Below are 24,693 nucleotides of genomic sequence, written 5' to 3'. Positions count from 1 at the left end.
CGCCGTCGTGAGCGTGATGCCCTTCGCGATGATGTCCCGGAACGTCCGCGGACCGGGAATGTCTGGCGCCGTAAAACTATCACCGCTAGTTTGAGTGCCGGACGACGCAACCCCGCCAGGAGGAAGCAGCATGAAGGCACACGACGCCCTGTACATCGACGGCGCCTGGCGCCCCGCGGACAGCGGGGACGTGATCGAGGTCGTGAACCCGGCCGACGAGCAGGTCATCGGACGGGTCCCGGCCGGCGGGGCCCTGGACGTCGACACCGCAGTCCGGGCCGCGCGCGCCGCCCTGCCCGCCTGGGCGGCCACGCCGCCGGCCGAGCGGGCCGCGCGCCTCGCCGCCCTCCGGGACGCCCTCGTCACCCGCAAGGACGAGATCGCCGCGACGGTCACCGCCGAACTCGGCTCACCCCCGCAGTTCTCCCAGGCCGTGCACGCCGCAGTGCCGATCGCGGTCGCCGGCTCCTACGCCGAGCTGGCCGCTTCCCATCCCTTCGAGGAGCGCGTCGGCAACTCCACCGTCCTGCACGAACCGGTCGGCGTGGTCGGCGCGATCACCCCCTGGAACTACCCCCTGCACCAGATCGTCGCCAAGGTCGCCCCCGCGCTCGCCGCGGGCTGCACGGTCGTCCTCAAGCCCGCCGAGGACACCCCGCTCACCGCCCAGCTGTTCGCCGAGGCGGTGCACGAGGCGGGCGTACCCGCGGGCGTGTTCAACCTGGTCACCGGCCTCGGACCGGTCGCCGGGCAGGCCCTCGCCGAACACCCGGGCGTCGACCTGGTCTCCTTCACCGGCTCCACGGCGGTCGGCCGGCGGATCGGCGCGGTGGCCGGCGCGGCCGTGAAGAAGGTCGCCCTCGAACTGGGCGGCAAGTCCGCCAACGTCATCCTGCCGAGCGCCGACCTCGCCAAGGCCGTCAACGTCGGCGTGGCCAACGTGATGTCCAACTCCGGCCAGACCTGCAGCGCGTGGACCCGCATGCTGGTCCACCGCGACCGGTACGCCGAGGCCGTCGAGCTGGCCGCGGCCGCCGCCGCCAAGTACGGCGACCGCATCGGCCCGGTGGTCAACGCCGGCCAGCGGGCACGGGTGCGCGGCTATATCGAGAAGGGCATCGCCGAGGGCGCCCGCCTGGTCGCCGGCGGTCCTCAAGCGCCGCGCGAGCAGGGCTACTTCGTCAGCCCGACCGTCTTCGCGGACGTCACCCCGGAGATGACCATCGCCCAGGAGGAGATCTTCGGGCCGGTCCTGTCGATCCTGGGCTACGACGACGAGGAGGACGCCCTGCGCATCGCCAACGGCACGGTGTACGGCCTCGCGGGCGCCGTCTGGGCCGCCGACGAGGCGGAGGCGGTGGCCTTCGCCCGCCGCATGGACACCGGCCAGGTCGACATCAACGGCGGCCGGTTCAACCCTCTCGCGCCCTTCGGGGGTTACAAGCAGTCCGGAGTCGGCCGGGAACTCGGCGCGCACGGACTCGCGGAGTACCTCCAGACCAAGTCCCTCCAGTTCTAGAGGAGTCCGAGACCCATGGCCGTACGAGCCGCCGTCCTGCCCGCCATCGGTGCCCCTCTGGAGATCACCGGCATCGAACTGCCCGACCCGGGCCCCGGACAGGTCCGGGTCCGCCTGGCCGCCGCCGGCGTCTGCCACTCCGACCTGTCCCTGGCGAACGGCACCATGCGGGTGCCGGTGCCGGCCGTCCTCGGCCACGAGGGCGCCGGCACGGTCGCCGCCGTCGGCGAAGGCGTCACCCATGTCGCGCCCGGCGCGCCCGTGGTCCTCAACTGGGCGCCGTCCTGCGGCATCTGCCACGCCTGCACCCTCGGCGAGGTCTGGCTGTGCGCCAACGCCCTGAACGGCGCCGCGAACGTCCACGCCCGCACCACCGACGGCACCGACCTCCACCCCGGCCTCAACGTCGCCGCGTTCGCCGAGGAGACGGTGGTCGCCGCGTCCTGCGTGCTGCCGCTGCCTGAGGGGGTGCCGCTGGTGGACGCCGCCCTCCTCGGCTGCGCCGTGCTCACCGGGTACGGCGCCGTCCACCACTCGGCGCAGGTCAGGCCCGGCGAGACGGTCGCCGTGTTCGGCGTCGGCGGGGTCGGCCTCGCCGCCCTCCAGTCGGCCCGCGTCGCGGGCGCCTCCCGCGTCATCGCGGTCGACGTCTCCCCCGGCAAGGAGGAGCTGGCCCGCGCGGCCGGCGCCACGGACTACGTCCTCGCCTCCGACACGACCGCGCGCGAGATCCGGGCGCTCACCGGCAAGCAGGGCGTCGACGTCTCCGTGGAGTGCGCGGGCCGCGCGGTCTCCATCCGGGCGGCCTGGGAGTCCACCCGCCGGGGCGGCCGTACGACGGTCGTCGGCATCGGCGGCAAGGACGAGCAGGTCACCTTCAACGCGCTGGAGCTGTTCCACTGGGGCCGCACCCTGTCCGGCTGCGTCTACGGCAACAGCGACCCGGCCCGCGACCTGCCGGTCATCGCCGCCCACGTACGGGAGGGCCGCCTGGACCTCTCCCGGCTGGTGACCGAGCGGATCACCCTGGAGGGCATCCCGGCGGCCTTCGACAACATGCTGGCGGGCAAGGGGGGCCGGGCGCTGGTGGTGTTCTGAGGGACCCCGCGGGACTCCGGGCGACCCCGGGGGGCGGGGACGCCCGCAGGTCCTGCCCCTACGCTCCCTGCCGTACCTGCCGGTACTGCTGCGCGAGCCCGTCCAGCAGCGCGGTCAGCCCCGTCTCGAAGGCCCGCTCGTCGATCTTCTCCTGCTGCTCGGCCAGGAGGTGGGCCTGGCCGAGGTGGGGGTAGTCGGCGGGGTCGTAGGCGCTGGCGTCGTCCACGAAGCCGCCGGCGAACGAGCCGAGCGCCGAGCCCATGATGAAGTACCGCATCAGCGCGCCGATGGAGGTCGCCTGCGCCGGCGGCCAGCCCGCGTCGACCATGGCGCCGTAGACCGCGTCGGCCAGGCGCAGGGCGGCGGGGCGGCGCCCGGGGCCCCGGGCGAGGACGGGGACGATGTTCGGGTGGTCGCGCAGGGCGGCCCGGTAGGAGACGGCCCAGTCGTGCAGCGCGGTCCGCCACTCCCGGCCGTCCTCGAACATCGACAGATCCACCAGCCCGCTCACCGAGTCCGCGACCGCCTCCAGGATCTCGTCCTTGGTGCGGAAGTGGTTGTAGAGCGAGGGCCCGCTCACCCCCAGCTCGGCGGCGAGCCGGCGGGTGGAGACGGCGGCCAGGCCCTCTCGGTCCACGAGGTCCCGGGCCGTCTCGACGATCCGGTCGGGGCTGAGGAGGGGCTTGCGCGGTCGGGCCATGGCGCACATAGTAGGGCTGCGATCAGAAACTAGCAGTGCTAATTTAAATGTACGACTTTCAAGATACATGTGGTGTGGGGTGATCTCGTGGTGAACCTGGGACTCAGCGAGGAGCAGACGGCCGTACGGCAGCTCGCCCGGGACTTCGTGGAGCGCGACATCGCCCCGCACGTCGTCGCCTGGGACCGGGCCGAGGAGGTCGACCGGGGCATCGTGAGGAAGCTCGGCGAGATCGGCTTCCTCGGCCTGACCATCGACGAGGAGTACGGCGGCTCGGGCGGTGACCATCTCACGTACTGCCTGGTCACGGAGGAGCTGGGCCGCGGTGACTCCTCGGTCCGCGGGATCGTGTCCGTCTCCCTCGGGCTCGTCGCCAAGACGATCGCCGCCTGGGGGAGCGAGGAGCACAAGCGGCGCTGGCTGCCCGGCCTCACCTGCGGCGCGTACGTCGGCTGCTTCGGCCTGACCGAGCCGGGCACCGGATCCGACGCGGGCAGCCTCACCACCCGGGCCGTGCGCGACGGCGGCGACTACGTCATCAACGGCACCAAGATGTTCATCACCAACGGCACCTGGGCCGACGTCGTCCTGCTCTTCGCCCGCTCCACCGACGCCCCCGGCCACAAGGGCGTCTCCGCCTTCCTCGTCCCCGCCGACACGCCCGGCCTGACCCGCCGTACCGTCCACGGCAAGCTCGGCCTGCGCGGCCAGGCCACCGCCGAACTCGTCCTCCAGGACGTGCGCGTCCCGTCCTCCGCCCTGCTCGGCGAGGAGGGCAGGGGCTTCTCGGTCGCCATGTCCGCACTCGCCAAGGGCCGGATGTCGGTGGCCGCGGGCTGCGTCGGCATCGCCCAGGCCGCCCTGGACGCGGCCGTACGGTACGCCGGCGAGCGTGAGCAGTTCGGCAAGCCGATCGCCCGCCACCAGCTGGTGCAGGAGCTGATCAGCGACATCGCCGTCGACGTGGACGCGGCCCGGCTGCTGACCTGGCGGGTCGCCGACCTCGTCGACCGCGGCGAACCGTTCGCCGTCGAGTCCTCCAAGGCCAAGCTGTTCGCGTCCGAGGCCGCCGTGCGCGCCGCCAACAACGCCCTCCAGGTGTTCGGCGGCTATGGCTACATAGACGAGTACCCGGTCGGCAAACTCCTGCGCGACGCCCGGGTGATGACCCTCTACGAGGGCACCAGCCAGATCCAGAAGCTGCTCATCGGGCGTGCCCTGACCGGTGTCTCGGCGTTCTGAGTAGGTGCCTGAGTATCCCGGCGGATGTGGCGCGGGCCGCGTCCGCCGATGCTGTGTCCCATGAGTGACACACCGGTCAAACAGCAGAGCACGGCCGCTTTCCACGGCCAGGCCGTGGCGTCCTTCGCCGTCGCCCTGGCGGCCACCGCCATCGGCGTCTACCGGCTGGACGCCGGCGCCTGGGTTCGCGGCTTCCTCGCGATCGCCGTCCTCTACCTCGTCACCTCCGCCTTCACCCTCGCCAAGGTCGTCCGGGACCGCCAGGAGGCCGGGTACCTCGTCAGCCGCGTCGACCAGGCGCGCCTGGAGAAGCTGCTCGCCGAACACGACCCCTTCGACAAACCCTGAGGCGCGCCGCCGGCCCCGGTGACCTCGCCTGACGGCTACGCTAAGCGACCGCTCACCGTCGGCGGTATGGTGGTGCTCCTGTCACGAGAGGGGCGAACGAGCGATGAGTACGGCGGAGGAGACGACCGGCGGCGAAGTGGAGCCGTGGGAAGAGGTCACCCCGGACGCGGCCCGGCGGCTGCTCGTCGCCGCGGTGGAGGCCTTCGCCGAGCGGGGCTACCACGCGACGACGACCCGTGACATCGCGAGCCGCGCGGGCATGAGCCCGGCCGCGCTCTACATCCACTACAAGACCAAGGAAGAGCTGCTCCACCGGATCAGCCGGATAGGCCACGACAAGGCCCTCGACATCCTGCGCACGGCGGCCCGCCGTGAGGGCCGCGCGTCCGAGCGGCTGGCCGACGCGGTCAGCTCCTTCGTCCGCTGGCACGCCGGCCGGCGGACCACCGCGCGGGTCGTGCAGTACGAACTCGACGCCCTCGGCCCCGACGCCCGCGCCGAGATCGTCGCGCTGCGCCGCCAGGTGGACGCCGAGGTGCGCGGGATCATCGAGGACGGCGTGGCCTCGGGTGAGTTCGACGTGCCCGACGTGCAGGGCACCACGCTCGCCGTGCTGTCGCTGTGCATCGACGTGGCCCGGTGGTTCACCGTGAACGGCCCGCGCACCCCGGAGGAGGTCGGCGCGCTCTACGCCGACCTCGTGCTGCGGATGGTGGGGGCGAGGTAGTCCGCCCCCGGGTCAGAGGTAGTACCGGGACACCGACTCCGCGACGCAGACCGGCTTGCCGCCGCCCTCGCGCTCCACGGTGAACGCGACCGTCACCTGCACCCCGCCGGTGACGTCCTCCACGCCGGTGATCGTCCCGGTGGCGCGCAGCCGGGAGCCGACCGGCACCGGGGCGGGGAAGCGGACCTTGTTCGTCCCGTAGTTGACGCCCATCTTCACCCCGTCGACCCGGATGAGCTGCGGCCCGAACAGCGGCAGCAGCGACAGGGTGAGGTAGCCGTGGGCGATCGTGGTCCCGAACGGCCCGGCGGCGGCCTTCTCCGGGTCCACGTGGATCCACTGGTGGTCCCCGGTCGCCTCGGCGAACAGGTCGATCCGCTTCTGGTCGACCTCCACCCAGTCGGTGTGCCCCAGTTGCTCGCCCACGGCCGCCCGCAGCTCGTCGGGGGAGGTGAAGATCCTCGGTTCTGCCATGTTCCCGGCCTCTCGCTCGCGTCTCTAAGCAACTGCTTAGCATGGTCGGGCGGGAGGGCGATGTCAACGGACGGCCCGGCCGGCCGGGTGGGTAATCTCTGGGGAGTGCCCCAGATTCCGGAGAAGATCCACGAGCTGACCGTCGGCCAGTTGTCCGCGCGCAGCGGCGCCGCGGTGTCCGCCCTGCACTTCTACGAGGCCAAGGGCCTGATCTCCAGCCGGCGCACCCCGGGCAACCAGCGCCGGTACAGCCGCGACACCCTGCGCCGCGTCGCGTTCGTCCGCGCGGCCCAGCGGGTCGGCATCCCCCTGGCCACGATCCGCGAGGCGCTCTCCGGGCTGCCGGAGGAACGGACGCCGACCCGGGAGGACTGGGCGCGGCTGTCGGAGAAGTGGCGCTCGGAACTGGAGGAGCGGATCCAGCAGTTGAACCGCCTGCGGGACCATCTGGCCGACTGCATCGGGTGCGGATGCCTGTCCCTGGAGAACTGCGTCCTGTCCAACCCCGACGACGTCTTCGGCGACCGCCTGACGGGCTCCCGGCTCCTGGCGGAGGACCGCTGACCGGCGCGCCCCTACCGGGACAGCGCCGCCGCGACCAACTGGGCGTTGGATTGTGCCGGTCGGCCGTCCGGCAGGAACAGGGTGTCCTCCAGGCCGACCCGGGTGGCGAGGCGCAGCCGCCGGGCCAGCCGGAGCACCGGCCAGGTGCCGCCCTCCTCACCGTGCAGCAGCACGGGACGGCCGTGCGCCGTATCCAGCTCGGCCAGCAGCGCCCGCGCCGACGCCTCGGCGGTCGCCGGGTCCGCGTCGGTCACCTCGGCCAGCACCCGCAGCACCCGCGGCCCGAGCCGCGAGACCGCGAACCGGCGCGCGCCCCCGGTGCCGGACCAGATGCCCGCCTCCACACCGACCCCCCGGCCGAGCAGTTCCCCGGCGACCTCCTCGGCGCCGTCCTCGTGCCAGTTGACCGAGGCGAAATCGGGCAGCACCGGCCAGGCGCGCACCCGCGCGCGGCGCGCGGCCGGATCCGGTTCGGCCCAGGCGCCGGTGGTCACCCCGACCGGCACCCGCACCCGCGCCCGTATCGCCTCCAGCGCCGGCGTCAGGACGTGCGGGGAGAGGCTCTCCTGCCCGCACGGTGTCCTGGGGTGGACATGGACCGAGGAAGCACCGGCCGCCACCGCCTCCGCGGCGGCACGCGCCAGCTCCTCGGGAGACATCGGCACGCTCGCGCCGTCGGCGGCCGAGCGGCGCCCGTTGAGACATACCTGAATCATGATCCGATGATGCCGGACGGAGCCGACGACGGCCCCGGTCCACGGGCCGGCCGCCGCGCGGAAGGGGTGCGGCATCCCCTGCGCACCCCGCACCGGGTACCGGCCCGCCGCTCGGGCCGCGCCCGCTGACACCCCATCGCTCAGGCCGACATGAGCAGGCGCTCCCGCCTGGCGTACTCCAGGGCCCGCGAGGTGAGCACGGGACGGGGCACGAGGATGCCGCAGTCCGCGCAGACCGGGCCGGAGGACGGCTCGTGGTCCAGGCCGTACCTCCAGACCAGATGTTCGCCGTCACACACCGGGCAGGACGAGCCCGGTGCCCGCTCCAGCGCGGCGATCAGCCGGCGCAGCACCACCGCCAGCGGTTCACCGGGGTGGACCCGTGGGTCGTCGCACCAGGCGACGCCGAAGCCGCCCCAGGTCAGCCGGTGCCAGTCGTCGACACTGCCCGGCCGGCGCAGCCCGTCGTGCTTCTCCTTCTTGCGTCGCTCCGTGAAGTCGGTCTCGTAGGCGAGCCAGACGTCACGGGCCTCCTCCAGCTCCTCCAACGCGGCCACGAGCCGCGCCGGATCGGGGGAGCGGTCCTCCGGGCCGAAGCCCGCCCGGGAGCACAGATGGTCCCAGGTCGCGCGATGCCCGTAAGGGGCGAACTTCTCGAGGCACTTGCGCAGTGAGTACCGCCGCAGCGCCAGATCACAGCGCGGATCGCGTACTTGTCTCGCCAGACTCCGGAAACCTGCCATCGTCCTGCACCTCCGTCACACCTGCACCTGCATTCCGGTCACTTCGGCGTCGTCGTCGCACGGACGTCGCCGAATAGACGTATCGACAGGCGATTCGGCTCCATCTCTTCTCCGGTTCCGCTCGCGGACTCCCGAAAGTGACGCATGTTCACCTTTGAACGTGGGGATACCGCCGGTAACGTTCGGCCACCCCCTGTCGCTAGGAGCCGCCATGCCACGGCGAAGTCCACGTACTGCCCCTGACAGACTGAGAACGTCCCGACGTCTTCCCGGGTTCCTGAAGACCGCGTCCGTATGCGTCCTCGTCGCCGGTCTCCTCGTTCCCTTCACCCGGACAGCGGTCGCGGCCGGCGCGACCGCCCCGAACGACTACTGCGGCGGCCAGTGTTCGGACATCGTGCCGCCCGGCGAGAACGGCAACGCGACTCTCGCCCAGATCCTGCTCAACCAGGCCTTCGGCACCCAGCCCTCGCACGCCGAGGACCAGCTCGGCCCCTACGCCGACCTGGCCACCGGCTACAAGGGCCTGACCGACGCCACCATCAACGCCTTCTTCAACGACGCCTCGTTCGGCGTCCCCTCCGGGCAGGTCGCCTCCAGTGAGAAGCCGGCCGGCCGCGGCGACGTGACGATCGTGCGCGACAAGAAGTCCGGCGTGCCGCACATCACCGGCACCACCCGGTACGGCACCGAGTTCGGCGCCGGTTACGCGGCGGCCGAGGACCGGCTGTGGCTGATGGACGTCTTCCGGCACGTGGGCCGCGGCCGGCTGACCTCCTTCGCGGGCGGCGCCCCCGCCAACCAGGGCCTGGAGCAGCAGTTCTACCGCGACGCGCCCTACACCGAGGCCGACCTCCAGGCGCAGATCGACAACGCGGTCGCGAAGAACGGCGCGCGCGGCCGGCAGGCCCTCGACGACGTCAACGCCTACCTCGCCGGGATCAACGCCTACATCGACGCCTCCGACAGCGGCCGTTACTTCCCCGGCGAGTACGTCCTGACCGGCCACAAGGACTCGATCACCAACGCCGGCACGATAGACCACTTCAAGGTCACCGACATGGTGGCCCTCGCCTCCGTCATCGGCTCGCTGTTCGGCTCCGGCGGGGGCGGCGAGGTCGACAACGCCCGGTCCCTGCTCGCGGCCCAGGCCAAATACGGCCTTGAGGAGGGCACCCGGGTCTGGGAGTCCTTCCGCGAACGCAACGACCCCGAGGCCGCCCTCACCGTCCACGACGGCCGCAGCTTCCCGTACGCCGCCAAGCCCGCCGACGCGCAGGGCGGGGCGTTGCCCGACGCCGGCTCGGTCACCCAGGAACCGCTCGTGTACGACCGCACGGGCAGCGCGGCCACGGCGAGCGCCGAGAAGATGTCCGCCACGGCCACCAGGACGGCGCTCGGCTCGGCCCGCCGGGGCATGTCCAACGCCCTCGTGGTCAGCGGCGCGCACACCGCGAGCGGCCACCCGGTCGCCGTGTTCGGCCCGCAGACCGGCTACTTCGCGCCACAACTGCTCATGCTCCAGGAGATACAGGGCCCGGGCATCAGCGCCCGCGGCGCGTCCTTCGCGGGGCTGGGCATGTACGTGGAGCTCGGCCGCGGCCAGGACTACTCCTGGAGCGCCACCACGTCCGGGCAGGACATCATCGACACCTACGCCGTCGAGCTGTGCCAGGACGACCACCACTACCTGTACCACGGCACCTGCACCGCCATGGACCAGGTCGAGCAGAAGAACGCCTGGTCGCCGACGGTGGCCGACGGCACGGCCGCGGGCTCGTACACCATGCGCGTGTGGCGCACGAAGTACGGTCCGGTGACCTACCGGGCGACCGTCGGCGGCAAGAAGGTCGCCTACACCTCCCTGCGCTCCTCCTACCTACACGAGGCCGACTCCATCATCGGCTTCCAGATGCTCAACGACCCCGACTACGTCAAGGGACCCCAGGACTTCCAGAGCGCCGCGCAGCACATCAACTTCACCTTCAACTGGTTCTACGCCGACTCCCGGCACACCGCCTACTACAACAGCGGTGACAACCCGGTCCGGGCGGACGGCGTCGACGCCGAGTTCCCCGTCTGGGGCCGGCCGGCGTACGAGTGGCGGAACTGGGACCCGGCCACCAACACGGCCGACTACACCCCGGCCGCCGCGCACCCCAACTCCGTCGACCAGGACTACTACATCTCCTGGAACAACAAGCAGGCCGCGGACTACACGACCGCGTCCTGGGGCGACGGCTCCGTGCACCGCGGCAACCTGCTGGACGACCGCGTCAAGAAGCTCGTCGCGGCCGGCGGGGTGACCCGTACGAAACTGGTCCAGGCCATGGCCGACGCGGGCCTCGCCGACCTGCGGGCCGAGGACGTGCTGCCCGAGCTGCTGAAGGTGATCGACTCCGCGCCGGTGACCGACCCCACGGCCGCGGCGGCGGTGGGCAAGCTCAAGGCCTGGGTGACCGCGGGCGCCAAGCGCACCGAGACCTCGGCCGGTTCGAAGACCTACGCCGACGCCGACGCGATCCGCGTCCTGGACGCCTGGTGGCCGCTGCTGGTCAAGGCGGAGTTCGAGCCGGGGCTCGGCAGCGACCTGTACGACGCGATCACCGGCAGCCTGCCGGTCGACGAGGCGCCGTCCGCCGGACACGGCCCGACCGGCTCGCACGCCGGAAGCTCCTTCCAGTACGGATGGTGGAGCTATGTCGACAAGGACATCCGCGCGGTGCTCGGTGAGCCCGTGCGGGGCGGCCTCGCGCACACGTACTGCGGCGGCGGCAGCCTCGGCGCCTGCCGGGACGCCCTGCTCGGCACGCTGAAGCAGGCGGCCGGCCTGACCGCCGCGCAGGTCTACCCGGGCGACGACCAGTGCTCGGCCGGCGACCAGTGGTGCGCCGACTCGATAGCCCAGCGCACCCTGGGCGGCATCAAGCACGGCAGGATCAGCTGGCAGAACCGGCCGACGTTCCAGCAGGTCGTGGAGTACACCTCGCACCGCTGAGGTGACACGGGCGGCGGGTCAGCCGATGCGGCCCGCCGCCACCACCAGCCGCGCCAGTTCGGGGTGCACGATGTCGCTGTGCGCCCCGGTCGGCGCGCCGCCGCGCCGCACCACGGACGCCGCGTCGACGTTCACGCACCCCGACGCGGGCAGCGCACCGCTCAGGGCCGCCGCCAGGTCCAGCCGGGCGGTGCCCGGCACCCCCTGCGCCCCGTCATGGCCCAGGGCGCCCCACCGCGGGCCCAGCACGGCCGCGATCTCGCCGCCCGCGCAGGAACGGTCGTCGCCGGCCAGCCGGGAGGCCAGCGGGTAGAACGTGCCCAGAGCCGTGTCGAAATGGGAGTAGCAGCACACCAGCGGGCCGTCGACGCGCCGCTGCCGGTCCCTGAGCGCCCCCGCACGGTCCGGGGCGTGCGGCAGCCGGGCGGTGAACGCGTAGTGCGAGAAGGCTCCCTGGAGCAGGGTCACCGACTTGACGGTGGACACCCCCTCGGGCAGCCCGCGCAGCGCGAACGCCACCAGCCGGCCGCCGAAGCTGTGCCCGACCAGGTGCACCCGCACGCCGGGCGCCACCGCGGCCAGCCGCCCGAGCAGCGGCCCCAGCCCCCGTTCGCCGACTGTCCCCGCCCGCCCCTTCATCTGGTGGTACGTCAGCTGCCGCAGCAGTTCCTTGGCGCCGTCCCACGGGTTCGGAAGACTGAACCGCGCGGCGCCACCCGCCGTGCCGAGCGCGGCCAGCGCCTCGGCGAACTGCCCGCACGCGGCCACCGGATCCCCGCCGGACACGGCCGGTTCGCCGCTCTCGTCGGTGTCGGCGGCCCCCGCCCGATCCCCGTCCGGCAGCAGTCGCGCCAGCCGGCAGAACTCCGTCAGCCCCGCGGCGCCGTCCGGCCGCTCGTCGAGCATCCGGGCCAGCCGGTCGACCACCGCCGCCCGGCCGGGGAAGGTCCGCGACAGCGCGCGCCGGGTCTCCTCGTCCAGTCCCCGGCGCGCCGCCGCCGCCTCCGCGGCCGCCACGGACGCCGGGAAGTCCGGGATCGGCTCGTCGCTGAACCGCATCGACGGCCAGATCACGCCGGCGTAGCCGAGCCGGGCCTGTGGCGCGAGCCGCGGGAACGGGGCGAAGAAGCGGCGGTACAGCGCGGTCGCGCCCGAGCGGTCGTTGTTCCAGCCGTGCGAGAAGACGACCAGGTCACGCACGCCGTGCTCGGTGACCTGCGTCAGCAGCCGGTCGCGTTCGGAGCCGTCCCCGTCCCCGTCCGCGTCGAAGGTCAGCTCCCAGTAGGGAGTCACACCCGTCCCAGGATCCGTCATGCCAGGCTCCCTCGTCCCGCACCTCGGTGTGATGCGCCCGTATCGTCCTGCGCGCACGAGGGGTTGGCCATACGGCGCGGCTCACTTGTAGAGGAGGTATTTCCTCCGGGTGCGCCGGAACGCGGCCAGCTCGTCCTGCCAGGCCCCCGTCACCTCGTCGGTGCCGGCACCCGCGTCGATCATCGTGCGCACCCGGGCCGAACCGGTCAGCTTGTCGATCCAGTCGTCGGACCGCCAGGCGAAGCCGTCCCAGACCTTCCTGGCCGTCACGAGCAGCGCGATCCCGGTGCCTACGGGATCGTAGGCGGCCCGGTCGGTCACATGGATCTGCACCCCGCCGACCGTCGTGCCCTGGAACTTGGAGAACGTGGGCTGGAAGTACGCCTCCCGGAACCGCACGCCCGGCAGTCCGAGCCCGTTGACGGCGGCGGCCCAGCGCCCGTCGACGCCCTCGGCGCCCAGGAGTTCGAACGGCCGGGTCGTGCCGCGCCCCTCGGAGAGGTTGGTGCCCTCGAACAGGCAGGTGCCGGAGTACACCAGCGCGGTGTCCGGGGTCGGCATGTTGGGGCTCGGGGGCACCCAGGGCAGGCCGCAGTCGTCGTAGAACGCGTCGCGCCGCCAGCCCGACATGCGGACGGTCTCCAGGCCTACGGGTGTGGCCAGGAACTCCCCGTTGAACAGGCGGGCCAGCTCCGCGACGGTCATGCCGTGCGCCTGCGCGATCGGCTGCCGGCCGACGAAGGTGGCGAACTCCCGGTGCAGCACGGGTCCGGCGGCCTCGCGGCCGGTCACCGGGTTCGGGCGGTCCAGGACGACGAGGCCCAGGCCGGCCAGCTGGGCCGCCTCCATGCAGTCGTACAGGGTCCAGACGTACGTGTAGAACCGGGCGCCGACGTCCTGGATGTCGAAGACGACCGTGTCGACGCCGGAGGCGGTGAAGATGTCGGCGAGTGCCCGGCCGCTCTTGAGGTAGGTGTCGTAGACCGGGAGGCCGGTCGCGGGATCGACGTGGCGGCCCTCGGAACCGCCCGCCTGCGCGGTGCCCCGGAAGCCGTGCTCCGGGCCGAAGACCGCGGTGAGCGCGACGCGGGGGTCGGCGTGCAGGACGTCGACGATGTGGCGGGCGTCCCGGGTGATGCCGGTGGGGTTGGTGACGACTCCTACGCGCCGGCCCTCCAGCAGGGCGTACCCGTCGGCCGCGAGTCTCTCGAATCCGGTGCGCACGTGCCCGCCGTGCCGGGCGGTCGCGGGTGCGGTCGCGGGTGCGCCGGGCCGGGGTACGGCGGGGACGGCCGCCACCGCCGCCGAGCCGAGCAGATTCCGTCGGGACAGGTGCATGGGATGGCCTCCGTGGGGATGGAAGGTACCGGCAGGTCCGTGGTCGCTCGCGCGGTTCCCCGCGTCCCCCGAGGGTGGCGCAGTCACCCTTTCCCTTATACATACCGACTGGTTAGTCTGTCCCGGAAGAGCCGCGCGCGCCGCGCGAAATGTCGTGTCGAAGGAGACCGATGGTGGAAGCCGTGCAGGATGCGGGAGTGATCGTCACCGGAGCGGGCGGTGGGATCGGGGCCGCGCTGGCCCGGCGGTTCGCCGCCGAGGGCGCCCGGGTCGTGGTCAACGACCTGGACGCCGCCAAGGCCGAGGCCGTGGCCGGGGAGATCGGCGGGATCGCCGTGCCCGGCGACGCCTCCACGATCGTCGGCCCGGCCCGCGAGGCGCTCGGCGGCACGGTCGACGTCTACTGCGCCAACGCCGGTGTCGCCTTCGAGGACGGCGACCTCGGCGGCACCCTGGACGAGTACTCCTGGGCGACGTCCTGGGACGTCAACCTGATGGCCCACGTCCGCGCGGCCCACGCCCTGCTGCCCGACTGGGTGGAGCGCGGCGGCGGCCGGTTCGTGTCCACCGTCTCCGCCGCCGGGCTGCTGACGATGATCGGCGCGCCCTCCTACAGCGTGACCAAGCACGGCGCCTACGCCTTCGCCGAGTGGCTGTCGCTGACGTACCGCCACCGGGGGATCAAGGTCCACGCCATCTGCCCGCAGGGCGTCCGCACCGACATGCTGTCCGCCACCGGCAGTGCGGGCGACCTGGTGCTCCAGCCCACCGCGATCGAACCGGAGGATGTCGCCGAGGCGCTGTTCCGGGGCATCGCGGAGGACCGCTTCCTGATCCTTCCGCACCCCGAGGTCGCCGGTTTCTACCAGGCGAGGGCCGGTGACCCCGACCGCTGGCTCGCCACCATGAACCACATCCAGCAGAAGTGGGAGGCCGGCCGGTGACCGCCTCCCGCTACGCCGCCCGCCCCTGGCTGGCGCTGCTCGACGAGGCCCAGCGCGCCCCGGTCACCCCCGCCGACTCGCTCGTGCACGCGCTGCGTGAGGCCGTGGCCGCGGCACCGGACCGCACCTTCCTCGCCTACTTCGACGCCCGCCTGAGCTACCGCGAGGCCGACGAGCTGAGCGACGGCGTCGCCGCCCACCTCGCCGCCCGCGGCCTGGCCCGCGGCGACCGGGTGGCCGTCCTCCTCCAGAACTCCCCGCACTTCGTGCTCGCCGTCCTCGGCGCCTGGAAGGCGGGCGCGACCGTCGTCCCCGTGAACCCCATGTACAAGGCGGGCGAGGTGGGGCACGTCCTGCGGGACGGCGAGGTCACCGCGCTGATCTGCTCCGACCGGGCCTGGGACGCGTACCTGCGCGAGACGGCCGCCGGCTCGCCGGTGCGGATCGTCCTCACCGCGTGCGAGCGTGACTTCCAGACGCGCGACGACCCGCGCGTCCTGTCCTTCGAGCGGCTGCCCCCGGCCGCGGACGCCGACGACCTGGTCACCGTGGCCCGCCGCGGCGGCCCGGCCCCCGAGGACCGCGTGCCGCGCCCGGACGACATCGCGCTGATCAGCTACACCTCGGGCACCAGCGGCACCCCCAAGGGCGCCACCAACACGCACGCCAACATCATGCACAACGCCGAGCGGCAGGCCACCGGGCTCGGCCTGCCCCAGCCCCCCGTCTACCACGCCCTGGCGCCGCTGTTCCACATCACCGGCATGGTCTGCCAGTTCGGCGCCTGCCTGAACAGCGCGGGCACCCTGGTCCTGACCTACCGTTTCGAGCCCGGCGTCGTCCTGGAGGCCTTCGCCGAGCACCGCCCGCACTACACGGTCGGTCCCTCCACCGCCTTCATGGCGCTCGCCGCCCACCCCGCCGTCACCCGCGAGCACTTCGCCTCCTTCACCAACATCTCCTCCGGCGGTGCCCCCGTGCCGCCGGCCCTGGTGGAGCGCTTCCGCGAGCGCTTCGGGCCGTACATCCGCGTCGGCTACGGCCTCACCGAGTGCACAGCCCCCTGCGCCTCCGTCCCACCCGGCCTGGAGGCACCCGTGGACCCGGTCTCCGGGACGCTGTCCGTCGGCCTGCCCGGCGCGGACACCGTGGTGCGCATCCTGGACGAACAGGGCGCGGAGGTGCCCTTCGGGGAACAGGGCGAGATCGTCGTACGGGGGCCCCAGGTGGTCCCCGGCTACTGGCGGCGCCCCGACGCCACCGCCGAGACCTTCCCCGGCGGTGAGCTGCGCACCGGCGACATCGGGTTCATGGACGAACAGGGCTGGCTCTACGTCGTCGACCGCAAGAAGGACATGATCAACGCCTCCGGCTTCAAGGTGTGGCCGCGCGAGGTCGAGGACGTCCTGTACAGCCATCCGGCGGTGCGCGAGGCGGCCGTCGTCGGCGTCCCGGACGGGTACCGTGGCGAGACCGTCAAGGCCTATATCAGCCTGCGTCCGGGAGTCGAGGCGGACCCGGACGAACTCGCGGGGTACTGCAAGGAGAGACTGGCCGCCTACAAGTACCCGCGTCAGGTGGAGATCCTGCCCGAACTGCCCAAGACGGCGAGTGGGAAGATCCTCCGTCGGGAACTGCGTTCCCGCACCGACGACTAGCAGCAGACCGGAAGGCAGGTGGCGGCAGTGCCCAGGACGACGGACGGAGACGGTACGCCCGTCCCGCAGCGGCTGCTGGCCGCCGCCACCCGGCTCTTCGCCGACCGCGGTTACGACCGCACCTCCGTGCAGGAGATCGTGGAGGCGGCCGGCGTCACCAAGGGGGCGCTGTACCACTACTTCGGCTCCAAGGACGACCTGCTGCACGAGGTCTACGCGCGCGTGCTGCGCCTCCAGCAGGAGCGGCTGGACCACTTCGCGGGCCTGGACGCGCCCGTGGAGACACGGCTCAGGGGCGCGGCGGCCGACGTGGTCGTCACCACGATCGACAACCTCGACGACGCGATGATCTTCTTCCGCTCCATGCACCACCTGAGCCCGGAGAAGAACAAGCAGGTACGCGCCGAGCGCCGGCGCTACCACGAGCGGTTCCGCGCGCTCGTCGAGGAGGGCCAGAAAGCGGGGGTCTTCTCCACCGCGACCCCGGCCGACCTGGTGGTGGACTACCACTTCGGCTCCGTCCACCACCTCTCGACGTGGTACCGCCCGGGCGGCCCCCTCACCCCCCAGGAGGTCGCCGACCACCTCGCCGACCTCCTGCTGCGCGCACTGCGCCCCTAGGCGTGCCGCCCCGACCGGGTTCCGGGTCGGCACCCGCCCCCTGGAGGGCGTCTCTTCGGTCGGCTCATCACCGGCCTCGCGTTCGACGACCGCCTTCGGCACCCGGCCCACCTGCGCCCCTGCCCGCGAGGGCGGTGCGGGCGGGGGCGGCCTCTGTCGCGCGGCCGTCGGCGCAGGTGGTCGTGGTCTCCGCCCCTGTCGGCGTGGAGCTCGGCCGGGCGCCGGCGGCACGGTCCTCGTCCGGAGCGGACGGGCGGGACCGCGCGCACGAGCGGTTCCAGGGCGAGGCCGGCGCACAGTGTGGCGCCCGAGATGCCCAGCGACAGGGGTAGGCCGTTCCGGGCCGCCTCCGGGAGAACCGCGCGCGGGGTGCGCGGCCCGACGGGCGCCGCAGAAGGCTTCCCGTACGGCGGCCCCGGCGCGTTAGGGTCGGGACATGGCTTCCGGAATCGGGGACGAGAAGGCGGGCCGTGGAACGGGCGAGGGGCGAGCCGGCGAGCCGGCCGACACGGACCCGGCCTGCGCGGCACAGCCGTTGGACAGCGAAATCGCTGCTGCCGTGGCGGCCGCCGAGGCCGCTGGGTCCGCCGGCGGCGAGGGCGTCCGCGTCGACAGCTGGATCTGGGCCGCCCGCCTCGTCAAGACCCGGTCCCTCGGCGCCGCCGCCTGCCGGGGCGGGCACGTTCACGTGAACGGAGATCGGGTGAAGCCCGCCCGCTGCCTGCGGGTGGGTGACAAGGTACGCCTGCGGCACGAGGGCCGGGAACGCGTCGTGATCGTCAAGCACCTGATCCGCAAGCGGGTCGGAGCGACCGTGGCCGCCCAGTGCTACATCGACAAATCCCCACCGCCTCCGCCCCGGGACGCCGTCGCCCCCGCCGGCCTGCGTGACCGGGGCACCGGCCGCCCCACCAAGCGCGACCGGCGCGAGCTGGACCGCCTCCGTGGTCTCGCGGCGGGCAGCCCCACGTTCTTCGCCTCGTTCGCCGGACCGAGCGGCCCCGACGGTGCCGGGAGCGCGAAGGGCTCCGATGGGCGCCGTGGCACCAGCGACCCGAACGGGCGTCGACGGTGACGGACGACTCGGCGGGGGCGTTGCCACGCACCCGGTGATCCTCGGCGTTGCCGGACTTGCTGCCGGTGGGCGGCGGATCGGTGCTGCCGGTGCCCGTGCGGAGCGGTGCCCGGTTCCGGGGTCCAGGTCGGATCGACGCCAGCAGCAGGCCGGCCGCCCGGCGACGTGCGGGGAGGCCATGGAGGTGCTGCCAGGGCGGGGGCGGCGCCGCGGCCGGGGCTCGTGCGCAGGGGCCGGCCCCGCGAGTGGCCGCCCCCGCGGAGCACGGGGACGGCCACGGTCCGGTGGATCGGTGGGCGGGCGGGGTGTGGTGGGTCCTGGTGAAGTCCGGGTGATCCAGGGGGCGCCGCTGCCGGACAGGTAGGTCCCGCGTACCCGCGGGAGGCGCCCTCCTCGGTGTCGTCCGTACCGCCGCCGACCTCGACGGGACCACCGACGGGTGGGTGGGGGCCGGCGCCGGCCCCCACCCTGGCCGCGGCGTCGATCGCCTGCGTCGCTCCACCTCGCCGCCATCCTCATCCGGACACGACGCCGACCGAAGAGACAGAACTAGTCGATGATCTCCCGGAAGAACAGGACGGCCGTGGCGGACGTACCGCTGCCCACGCTCACCGCCACCGGCCAGGCGTTGCCGGCCAGCGCCGCCAGGACGGTGGCCCCGATGCCGGCCAGCGCGGCCAGCAGGAACACCATGGCGGCGCGCTGCGTCAGGAGCGGCCCGGCCCGCTCCGGCCGCGTCCGCTCCGGCCGCGGCCGGTCCCGCTCGGGCGACGGCCGGCCGGCCGGGGGCACCCCGGTGCTCCTCACCGGGCGTCGCCGGCCGGGACGGCCACCGGGTCCTGGGACAGCGGGTCCACGCCGTCCTGCTCGGTCAGCTGCCACGGGTCCTGCGCCGGACGGACGACGGTGAACGCGATGCCGCCGTCCGCGTTCGTCCGGACCCCGTACACGGCGGGTTCGGGCAGGCTGTTGTACCTGAACGGCGTCGAGAAGTAGTAGGCACCCGTGTCCGGCACCACCACGAGGTCGCCCGGCTCCAGCGGGGGCAGCGCGCGGTCGCGGGCCAGCAGGTCGCCGGCGAAGCAGGCGGGCCCCGCGATGTCCTGGCGTACGGGCCGCCCCCGCTTGGCCGTGCCGGACGGGTCGTGCGCCTCGACGCGCAGCGGCCAGGCGTCGGGACTGAACACCGTCCGGGTGGCGACCTGGACGCCGGCGTGGGTCACGGCGATCGGCCGGCCCCCCGCGCTCTTGGTGTACTCGACGTAGGCGGCCATGAAGCCGTTCTTGGCGAGGAGGGACCGGCCGAACTCGGTGACGACCGCGTACCCGCCCCCGAAGAGCCGCGGGGCGTGTGCCCGCACCTGCTCGACGTACGTCGCGAACGTGGGGGTGACCTCGTCGTCGGCGAAGTTGACGGGGAGCCCGCCGCCGATGTCGATGCCCGCGATCCTGCCCTCCCCGAACGCGGCCGTCACCTGGTCGGCGAACTCGACCGCCTGCGCCACCCCGCGGGCCATCAGGTCCAGGGGGCAGCCCTGGGACCCGGTGTGCGTGTGCACCCAGGTCAGCCACGGGTACGTGTCGAACGCCCGCATCAGCCGCTCGCGGTTGCCCGGATCCGTCAGCGGGACGCCGAACTTGGAGGTACTCGTGGCGGTGCTCATCGCGGCGATGGCACCCCCGCCGACCTGGCAGTTGAGGCGCACCCCGATCCGCGAGACCGGAGCGCGGCCGTCGAGCAGCCGGTCGATCCGCTCCAGCTCCTGGAAGCTGTCCGCGTTGACGGCCACCCCCAGGCCCAGCGCCCGCTCCAGCTCCGCCCGGGTCTTGGCGGGGGAGTCGAAGACGATCCGCTCGGCCGGGAACCCGGCCGCCAGCGCCCGGGCCAGCTCACCGGCGGTCGCGACCTCGCAGCCCATGCCGTGCCCCGCCAGTTCCGCCAGGACGGGCACGAGGCAGTTGGCCTTCGCGGCGAACGTGTGCAGGACGCCGCGGACCTCGGGGGAGCCGGGGAAGGCGTCGTGCAGGGCCCGGACGGTGGCCGCGACGCCGTCGAGGTCGACGAAGGCGGCCAGCAGGGACTGCTCCGGGTCCAGCAGCCTCTGCCGCACGGCCTCCTGGAGAACACGTTCGCGCCGTACGGCGTCGAGGGGCACAGCGGTCATGGTGAACCTTCCGGTGTGGGACGAGGCGGCCGGGGCCGATTCCCCGGGCGTGTTTCCAGGTTGCGGGCCGCGCACCCGTGCCGTCATCGTCGGTTTCCCAAAGGCTCGCCCCCCGCGCCGGCGGGCGCACCGGGCGGCCGGCCCCGGCCGGCCACGCCGTTGTGCGCGGCGACAAGGACGGCGCCCGGCATTGGTGCGGGCACACGAATCACGCCTCGGGGCACACCCTCAGGACCCGGCCTCCGCCTCCCCGTCCGGGTCCGCGAGGCGTAATTGCAGCTGGGCCAGCAGGCGGGCGTCCGGACTGCCGAGATCGAGGTCCGAGGCCGCGGTGATCCGGCCCAGCCGGTACCGCAGGCTGTTGGGGTGGACCGAGAGCGCGTGCGCCGCCGCCGACACGTCGCCGAAGTGGTCGAGGTAGGCCCGCAGCGACTTCACGAGGTGTCCTCCGCCCGGCCCCGCGTCCCAGGCGGCCAGCCGCGCCACCGAGGTCCCCGGCGGCAGCTCCAGGTCCCGCAGCGCCTCCAGCACCCGGAGCACGCCGATCGTGTCGGCCACGTCCGCCACCCGGGCGACGGTACGGGCGCCCCCGGTCCGGATGAGGGCCCTCAGGGCCTGTTCGGCGCCGCGGCGCGACTCGGCGGCCCGGGCCAGCGCCGGCACCACCTCGCCCAGCCCGGCCCGCACCGGCGTGCCCGTCGTGGCCGACAGCCGCTCGGCGAGCGACGCCCCCAGCTTCGTCAGCTGCTCGCGGGCCCCCTCCGGATCCTCGTCCAGCGCGGTCACCAGCACCAGGGCCCTGCCGCCGGCCGGCACCACCACGACCCGGTGGCCGAGCGCCGCGCAGTGCAGGGCGAGTGCACCGTACAGCCGCGACGGGTCGTCGGGCGGGGCTTTCGCGGACGCGCTCGCGCCGCGGCCCACCGCCAGCACGGCGCAGGGCTCCAGCGCGGGCAGCGACGCCCGCGCGGCCAGCACCTCGGCCGAGCCGCGGTCCTCCAGCAGCGCCCGCGCCGCGTCCTCCACCAGCCGGCTGTCCGCACCGCGCGTGCGGTGGTGCAGCAGATGTGCGGCGGCCTCCCTGGACGCCGCGCGCAGGGCCTCCGACGCGTTCGGGGACAGGGGCCGGCCGCCGACCGCCGCCACCCAGACGGATCCCAGCACCTCGCCGCCCGCCCGGACGGCGCACACGAGCCGCTCGGGGTCGTCACCCTGAGCCCTGCGGTGCAGCACGTCGTCCGCCGTCCACAGGGCGCGGAAGAAGCCGGCGTCCCGCATGGCGGCCACGCGCCAGGGAGGAACGCGCCGTCCGAGGATGGTCAGCCGGCGCATCTCGTCCACGTTCTCCTCGGTCGAGGAGAACGCCAGCACCCTGGACTCGGTGTCCTCGATGGTCACCGAGCCGCCGACCAGCGCGGCCACCGCGTCGGCCAGCGCGTCGAGGTCCCCCAGGGCCGGTCCCGGGGCCGTCGCCGACGGCGCGGCCCCCGCCGCTGCCAGCCCGGCCCGCAGCACCACGACCAGCTCGTCCCACCGGTACCAGGTGCGGAAGAACACCGCCGTGCCGGCCTCCCGGGCCGCCGCCCGCAGGGCTCCGGCGGCACCCTCGGGGCGGTCCGGGCCGAAGACCACCCCGGCGGCCCCGGCGTCGCCGGCCCGGCGCAGGACGTCCACCGCCTGGGGCGAGCCGGCACCCACACCGACCGCGAGCACCAGCTCCCGGGGCCGGATCGCGGGATCCAGCACGTCCAGCACGGCGACACCGCCGACGGCGACGGCCAGCCCGCCGGGGGCCGTGTCCAGCTCCAGGGCCCCGGGCCCCACCACCGACAGCAACCGCTCCAGGGTCACCTTGTGCTCCGCCGCCGCGCCCCACCCCGGTCGCTCCCGCGCATCGCCCACGCTTCCCCCTCGCCCCACCGCCCGGCCGTGGCCCGGCCGCTTCCGGAACACGTACGACACCACAGCTCGCGCCGGCGCTCAACAGCGCACGGAGACACGAGGAAGCACGGACCACCGCCGGTGCGGCGAAGGGGGAGGGGACCGGTGCGGGGTGGCCGCACCGGCCGGGGCGGTCAGGCGTACTTCTTCAGTTCCCTGCGGGCCAGCGAGCGCTGGTGCACCTCGTCCGGGCCGTCGGCCAGCATCAGGGTGCGGGCGCTCGCGTACAGCTCGGCCAGCGGCAGGTCCTGGCTCACCCCGCCCGCGCCGTGCAGCTGGATCGCGCGGTCGAGGATGCCGACCACCGCGCGCGGCGTGGCGATCTTGATGGCCTGGATCTCCGTGTGGGCGCCCCGGTTGCCGACGGTGTCCATCAGCCAGGCCGTCTTCAGCACCAGCAGCCGCAGCTGCTCGACGGTCACCCGGGCGTCGGCGATCCAGTTCTGGACCACCCCCTGCCGGGCCAGCGTCTTGCCGAACGCGGTACGGGACACGGCCCGCCGGCACATCAGCTCGATCGCCCGCTCGGCCATACCGATCAGCCGCATGCAGTGGTGGATCCGGCCGGGGCCGAGCCGGGCCTGGGCGATGGCGAAGCCGCCGCCCTCCTCGCCGACGAGGTTGGCCACCGGCACGCGGGCGTGGTCGAAGACGACCTCGGCGTGGCCGCCGTGGGAGTGGTCCTCGTACCCGAACACCCGCATGGCGCGCCGCACGGTGACGCCCGGGGCGTCGCGCGGGACCAGGACCATGGACTGCTGGCGGCGGATGTCCGCCCCGTCCGGGTCGGTCTTGCCCATGACGATGAAGACGGCGCAGTCGGGGTTCATCGCCCCGGAGATGTACCACTTGCGGCCGGTGATGACGTACTCGTCGCCGTCCCGTTCGATGTGGGTGGTGATGTTCGTGGCGTCGGAGGAGGCCACCTCCGGCTCGGTCATCGCGAACGCCGAGCGGATCTCACCGGCGAGCAGCGGCTCCAGCCACTGCTTCCTCTGCTCCGCGCTGCCGAACTGCGCGAGCACCTCCATGTTGCCGGTGTCGGGCGCGGCGCAGTTCGTCGCGGTGGGCGCGAGGTGCGGGGAGCGGCCGGTGATCTCGGCGAGCGGCGCGTACTGGAGGTTGGTCAGCCCGGCACCGTACTCGGTGTCCGGCAGGAACAGGTTCCACAGACCCTGCCTGCGGGCCTCGGCCTTCAGTTCCTCGACCACGGCCGGGGTGTCCCAGGGGGACGCCAGCCGGGCCCGCTGCTCCTCGGCCACGGCCTCGGCCGGGTAGACGTACTCGTCCATGAAGGCGAGGAGTCTGGCGCGCAGCTCCTCGGTGCGCGCGTCGAACGCGAAGTCCATACCGGTCAGCCTTCCTGAAGAGTGGTCAGTCCGTGGTCGATGAAGACGGGGACGAGTTCGCCGATGCGGTCGAAGCCGCGGCCGACCGTCTGGCCCAGCGTGTACCGGTAGTGGATGCCCTCCAGGATCACGGCGAGCTTGAACCAGGCGAACGCCGTGTACCAGGAGACGGCGCGGACGTCGCGCCCCGAGCGCGCGGCGTACCGCTCGATCAGCTCCTGCGGGGAGGGGTGTCCCGCCGCCTCGGCGGTGGTGGAGACGGGGGACTGCGCCATGCCGAGCGGCCGGCTGTACATCACCAGCAGGCCCAGGTCGGTCAGCGGATCCCCGAGCGTGGACATCTCCCAGTCGAGAATCGCCCTGATCCGGTCGTCGTCGCCGATCAGGACGTTGTCCAGGCGGTAGTCGCCGTGGACGACGGCCGGGGCGGGGGAGGCCGGCAGCGCCCGCCCGAGGGCGGCGTGCAGCTCGTCGATGCCGGGCAGGTCGCGGTTGCGGGAGGCGTCCAGCTGCTTGCCCCAGCGGCGCAGCTGCCGGTCCAGGAAGCCCTCCGGGCGCCCGAAGTCGGCGAGGCCCACCTCGGCGGGGTCCACCGCGTGCAGCTCGACGAGCGTGTCCACGAGGGACAGCACCGCCGCGCGGGTGCGCTCCGCACCGAGCGGGGCGAGCTGCTGGGCGGTGCGGTACGGGGTGCCCTCGACGAACTCCATGACGTAGAACGGCGCGCCCAGCACGTCCTCGTCCTCGCACAGCAGCACCGGCCGCGGCACCGGCACCCGGGTGGGGTGCAGGGCGCTGATCACCCGGTGCTCGCGCCGCATGTCGTGCGCGGTGGCCAGGACATGGCCGAGCGGGGGCCGGCGTACGACCCACCGCGCGGTGCCGTCGGAGAGCGCGTAGGTGAGGTTCGACCGTCCGCCCTCGATCAGCCGGCCGGTCAGGGGGCCGCTGACCAGACCGGGGCGCTCGCGGTCGAGCAGGACGCGCAGCCGGTCCAGGTCGAGTCCGGGCGGGTGGTCGGCGCTCATACATCACTCCTACGCACGGGTGGACACTACCCGACACATGATGCCGACCGGTCGGTATGTCGTCCAGTGCGAGGGTCGAACGTGACGTGAAACGTGACGTGAGCCACGATAGGCCGTCCGCTCCCCGGACC

22 protein-coding genes are annotated in these 24,693 nt (G+C 73.5%); 11 read left to right on the top strand and 11 right to left on the bottom strand.

Annotation, left to right across the window (positions count from 1 at the left end; genetic code table 11):
- Positions 1 to 130: 130 nt before the first annotated feature.
- Positions 131 to 1,519, top strand: a complete 1,389-nt coding sequence (locus ACGFT1_RS04770) for an aldehyde dehydrogenase family protein (RefSeq protein ID WP_373907547.1) — start codon at positions 131 to 133, stop codon at positions 1,517 to 1,519.
- Positions 1,520 to 1,534: 15 nt separating this feature from the next.
- Positions 1,535 to 2,617, top strand: coding sequence for a Zn-dependent alcohol dehydrogenase (locus tag ACGFT1_RS04765; RefSeq protein ID WP_373907546.1), 1,083 nt, complete (start codon positions 1,535 to 1,537; stop codon positions 2,615 to 2,617).
- Between the two features lie 58 nt (positions 2,618 to 2,675).
- Here the strand turns inward: ACGFT1_RS04765 and ACGFT1_RS04760 are convergent, their stop codons facing one another.
- Complete coding sequence (locus ACGFT1_RS04760) at positions 2,676 to 3,317, bottom strand: TetR/AcrR family transcriptional regulator (protein WP_373907545.1); 642 nt, start codon at positions 3,315 to 3,317, stop codon at positions 2,676 to 2,678.
- A gap of 90 nt (positions 3,318 to 3,407) precedes the next feature.
- Between ACGFT1_RS04760 and ACGFT1_RS04755 the strand changes: the two genes are divergently transcribed.
- The 3 genes from ACGFT1_RS04755 to ACGFT1_RS04745 all read left to right on the top strand — a co-directional run bounded on the left by ACGFT1_RS04755 (position 3,408) and on the right by ACGFT1_RS04745 (position 5,634).
- A complete protein-coding gene (locus ACGFT1_RS04755; protein ID WP_373907667.1) occupies positions 3,408 to 4,559 on the top strand; it encodes an acyl-CoA dehydrogenase family protein in 1,152 nt (383 codons plus the stop codon).
- A 60-nt stretch (positions 4,560 to 4,619) separates the two neighbouring features.
- A complete protein-coding gene (locus ACGFT1_RS04750) occupies positions 4,620 to 4,907 on the top strand; it encodes a YiaA/YiaB family inner membrane protein (RefSeq protein WP_356821805.1) in 288 nt (95 codons plus the stop codon).
- A 103-nt stretch (positions 4,908 to 5,010) separates the two neighbouring features.
- Positions 5,011 to 5,634, top strand: coding sequence for a TetR/AcrR family transcriptional regulator (locus tag ACGFT1_RS04745; protein ID WP_373907544.1), 624 nt, complete (start codon positions 5,011 to 5,013; stop codon positions 5,632 to 5,634).
- A gap of 12 nt (positions 5,635 to 5,646) precedes the next feature.
- On the opposite strand, the gene ACGFT1_RS04740 is transcribed toward ACGFT1_RS04745, so the two are convergent.
- Positions 5,647 to 6,108, bottom strand: a complete 462-nt coding sequence (locus ACGFT1_RS04740; RefSeq protein WP_373907543.1) for a MaoC family dehydratase — start codon at positions 6,106 to 6,108, stop codon at positions 5,647 to 5,649.
- A 105-nt stretch (positions 6,109 to 6,213) separates the two neighbouring features.
- Between ACGFT1_RS04740 and soxR the strand changes: the two genes are divergently transcribed.
- Complete coding sequence (soxR, locus tag ACGFT1_RS04735) at positions 6,214 to 6,672, top strand: redox-sensitive transcriptional activator SoxR (protein ID WP_373907542.1); 459 nt, start codon at positions 6,214 to 6,216, stop codon at positions 6,670 to 6,672.
- A gap of 11 nt (positions 6,673 to 6,683) precedes the next feature.
- On the opposite strand, the gene ACGFT1_RS04730 is transcribed toward soxR, so the two are convergent.
- Both ACGFT1_RS04730 and ACGFT1_RS04725 read right to left on the bottom strand, forming a co-directional pair.
- The gene (locus ACGFT1_RS04730) at positions 6,684 to 7,388 is read right to left on the bottom strand and encodes a 3-keto-5-aminohexanoate cleavage protein (protein WP_373907541.1); all 705 of its coding nucleotides are present in this window, start codon (positions 7,386 to 7,388) and stop codon (positions 6,684 to 6,686) included.
- A gap of 140 nt (positions 7,389 to 7,528) precedes the next feature.
- Positions 7,529 to 8,131 (bottom strand): hypothetical protein, encoded by a 603-nt coding sequence (locus tag ACGFT1_RS04725; RefSeq protein WP_373907540.1) that lies wholly within the window; start codon positions 8,129 to 8,131, stop codon positions 7,529 to 7,531.
- A gap of 211 nt (positions 8,132 to 8,342) precedes the next feature.
- On the opposite strand from ACGFT1_RS04725, the gene ACGFT1_RS04720 reads away from it, so the two are divergent.
- Positions 8,343 to 11,129, top strand: coding sequence for a penicillin acylase family protein (locus tag ACGFT1_RS04720; RefSeq protein WP_373907539.1), 2,787 nt, complete (start codon positions 8,343 to 8,345; stop codon positions 11,127 to 11,129).
- Positions 11,130 to 11,147: 18 nt separating this feature from the next.
- Here the strand turns inward: ACGFT1_RS04720 and ACGFT1_RS04715 are convergent, their stop codons facing one another.
- Entirely contained in the window at positions 11,148 to 12,443 is a 1,296-nt protein-coding gene (locus ACGFT1_RS04715; RefSeq protein WP_373907538.1) for a serine-threonine protein kinase, read from the bottom strand.
- 81 nt (positions 12,444 to 12,524) lie between these two features.
- Positions 12,525 to 13,781 (bottom strand): exo-beta-N-acetylmuramidase NamZ domain-containing protein, encoded by a 1,257-nt coding sequence (locus ACGFT1_RS04710; RefSeq protein WP_373907537.1) that lies wholly within the window; start codon positions 13,779 to 13,781, stop codon positions 12,525 to 12,527.
- 170 nt (positions 13,782 to 13,951) lie between these two features.
- Here ACGFT1_RS04710 and ACGFT1_RS04705 point away from each other — a divergent pair, with 170 nt between their 5' ends.
- The 4 genes from ACGFT1_RS04705 (at position 13,952) to ACGFT1_RS04690 (ending at position 18,079) form a co-directional block, all read left to right on the top strand.
- A complete protein-coding gene (locus ACGFT1_RS04705) occupies positions 13,952 to 14,725 on the top strand; it encodes an SDR family oxidoreductase (protein WP_373907536.1) in 774 nt (257 codons plus the stop codon).
- Entirely contained in the window at positions 14,722 to 16,383 is a 1,662-nt protein-coding gene (locus ACGFT1_RS04700; protein WP_373907535.1) for a class I adenylate-forming enzyme family protein, read from the top strand. Before ACGFT1_RS04705 ends, ACGFT1_RS04700 begins: the two co-directional genes overlap by 4 nt.
- Before the next feature lie 27 nt (positions 16,384 to 16,410).
- Positions 16,411 to 17,004: a TetR/AcrR family transcriptional regulator gene (locus tag ACGFT1_RS04695; RefSeq protein WP_373907534.1), complete on the top strand. Its 594-nt coding sequence runs from the start codon at positions 16,411 to 16,413 to the stop codon at positions 17,002 to 17,004.
- 436 nt (positions 17,005 to 17,440) lie between these two features.
- Entirely contained in the window at positions 17,441 to 18,079 is a 639-nt protein-coding gene (locus tag ACGFT1_RS04690) for an RNA-binding S4 domain-containing protein (protein ID WP_373907533.1), read from the top strand.
- A 549-nt stretch (positions 18,080 to 18,628) separates the two neighbouring features.
- Here ACGFT1_RS04690 and ACGFT1_RS04685 read toward each other — a convergent pair.
- The 5 genes from ACGFT1_RS04685 to ACGFT1_RS04665 all read right to left on the bottom strand — a co-directional run bounded on the left by ACGFT1_RS04685 (position 18,629) and on the right by ACGFT1_RS04665 (position 24,562).
- Positions 18,629 to 18,871, bottom strand: a complete 243-nt coding sequence (locus ACGFT1_RS04685) for a hypothetical protein (protein WP_373907532.1) — start codon at positions 18,869 to 18,871, stop codon at positions 18,629 to 18,631.
- Positions 18,872 to 18,882: 11 nt separating this feature from the next.
- Entirely contained in the window at positions 18,883 to 20,244 is a 1,362-nt protein-coding gene (locus tag ACGFT1_RS04680) for a diaminopimelate decarboxylase (RefSeq protein ID WP_373907531.1), read from the bottom strand.
- A gap of 228 nt (positions 20,245 to 20,472) precedes the next feature.
- Positions 20,473 to 22,146 (bottom strand): PucR family transcriptional regulator, encoded by a 1,674-nt coding sequence (locus ACGFT1_RS04675; protein WP_373907530.1) that lies wholly within the window; start codon positions 22,144 to 22,146, stop codon positions 20,473 to 20,475.
- A gap of 173 nt (positions 22,147 to 22,319) precedes the next feature.
- The gene (locus ACGFT1_RS04670; RefSeq protein ID WP_373907529.1) at positions 22,320 to 23,534 is read right to left on the bottom strand and encodes an acyl-CoA dehydrogenase family protein; all 1,215 of its coding nucleotides are present in this window, start codon (positions 23,532 to 23,534) and stop codon (positions 22,320 to 22,322) included.
- Positions 23,535 to 23,539: 5 nt separating this feature from the next.
- Positions 23,540 to 24,562 carry a phosphotransferase family protein gene (locus tag ACGFT1_RS04665; RefSeq protein WP_373907528.1) on the bottom strand — a complete coding sequence of 341 codons (1,023 nt, stop codon included), beginning with the start codon at positions 24,560 to 24,562 and terminating at the stop codon, positions 23,540 to 23,542.
- Positions 24,563 to 24,693: the final 131 nt, after the last annotated feature.

It is taken from the genome of Streptomyces sp. Y20 (genome assembly GCF_043195475.1).
Taxonomy (GTDB): Bacteria; Actinomycetota; Actinomycetes; order Streptomycetales; family Streptomycetaceae; genus Streptomyces.
This window is presented reverse-complemented; position numbering and strand designations above follow the sequence as displayed.

Coding starts and splice junctions, on each gene's coding strand:
- ACGFT1_RS04665 (WP_373907528.1), bottom strand. CDS start 24,562: ATGAGCGCCGACCACCCGCCCGGACTCGACCTGGACCGGCTGCGCGTC.
- ACGFT1_RS04720 (WP_373907539.1), top strand. CDS start 8,343: ATGCCACGGCGAAGTCCACGTACTGCCCCTGACAGACTGAGAACGTCC.
- ACGFT1_RS04760 (WP_373907545.1), bottom strand. CDS start 3,317: ATGGCCCGACCGCGCAAGCCCCTCCTCAGCCCCGACCGGATCGTCGAG.
- ACGFT1_RS04715 (WP_373907538.1), bottom strand. CDS start 12,443: ATGACGGATCCTGGGACGGGTGTGACTCCCTACTGGGAGCTGACCTTC.
- ACGFT1_RS04730 (WP_373907541.1), bottom strand. CDS start 7,388: ATGATTCAGGTATGTCTCAACGGGCGCCGCTCGGCCGCCGACGGCGCG.
- ACGFT1_RS04765 (WP_373907546.1), top strand. CDS start 1,535: ATGGCCGTACGAGCCGCCGTCCTGCCCGCCATCGGTGCCCCTCTGGAG.
- ACGFT1_RS04725 (WP_373907540.1), bottom strand. CDS start 8,131: ATGGCAGGTTTCCGGAGTCTGGCGAGACAAGTACGCGATCCGCGCTGT.
- ACGFT1_RS04705 (WP_373907536.1), top strand. CDS start 13,952: ATGGTGGAAGCCGTGCAGGATGCGGGAGTGATCGTCACCGGAGCGGGC.
- ACGFT1_RS04670 (WP_373907529.1), bottom strand. CDS start 23,534: ATGGACTTCGCGTTCGACGCGCGCACCGAGGAGCTGCGCGCCAGACTC.
- ACGFT1_RS04710 (WP_373907537.1), bottom strand. CDS start 13,781: ATGCACCTGTCCCGACGGAATCTGCTCGGCTCGGCGGCGGTGGCGGCC.
- ACGFT1_RS04770 (WP_373907547.1), top strand. CDS start 131: ATGAAGGCACACGACGCCCTGTACATCGACGGCGCCTGGCGCCCCGCG.
- ACGFT1_RS04690 (WP_373907533.1), top strand. CDS start 17,441: ATGGCTTCCGGAATCGGGGACGAGAAGGCGGGCCGTGGAACGGGCGAG.
- ACGFT1_RS04680 (WP_373907531.1), bottom strand. CDS start 20,244: ATGACCGCTGTGCCCCTCGACGCCGTACGGCGCGAACGTGTTCTCCAG.
- ACGFT1_RS04745 (WP_373907544.1), top strand. CDS start 5,011: ATGAGTACGGCGGAGGAGACGACCGGCGGCGAAGTGGAGCCGTGGGAA.
- ACGFT1_RS04750 (WP_356821805.1), top strand. CDS start 4,620: ATGAGTGACACACCGGTCAAACAGCAGAGCACGGCCGCTTTCCACGGC.
- ACGFT1_RS04740 (WP_373907543.1), bottom strand. CDS start 6,108: ATGGCAGAACCGAGGATCTTCACCTCCCCCGACGAGCTGCGGGCGGCC.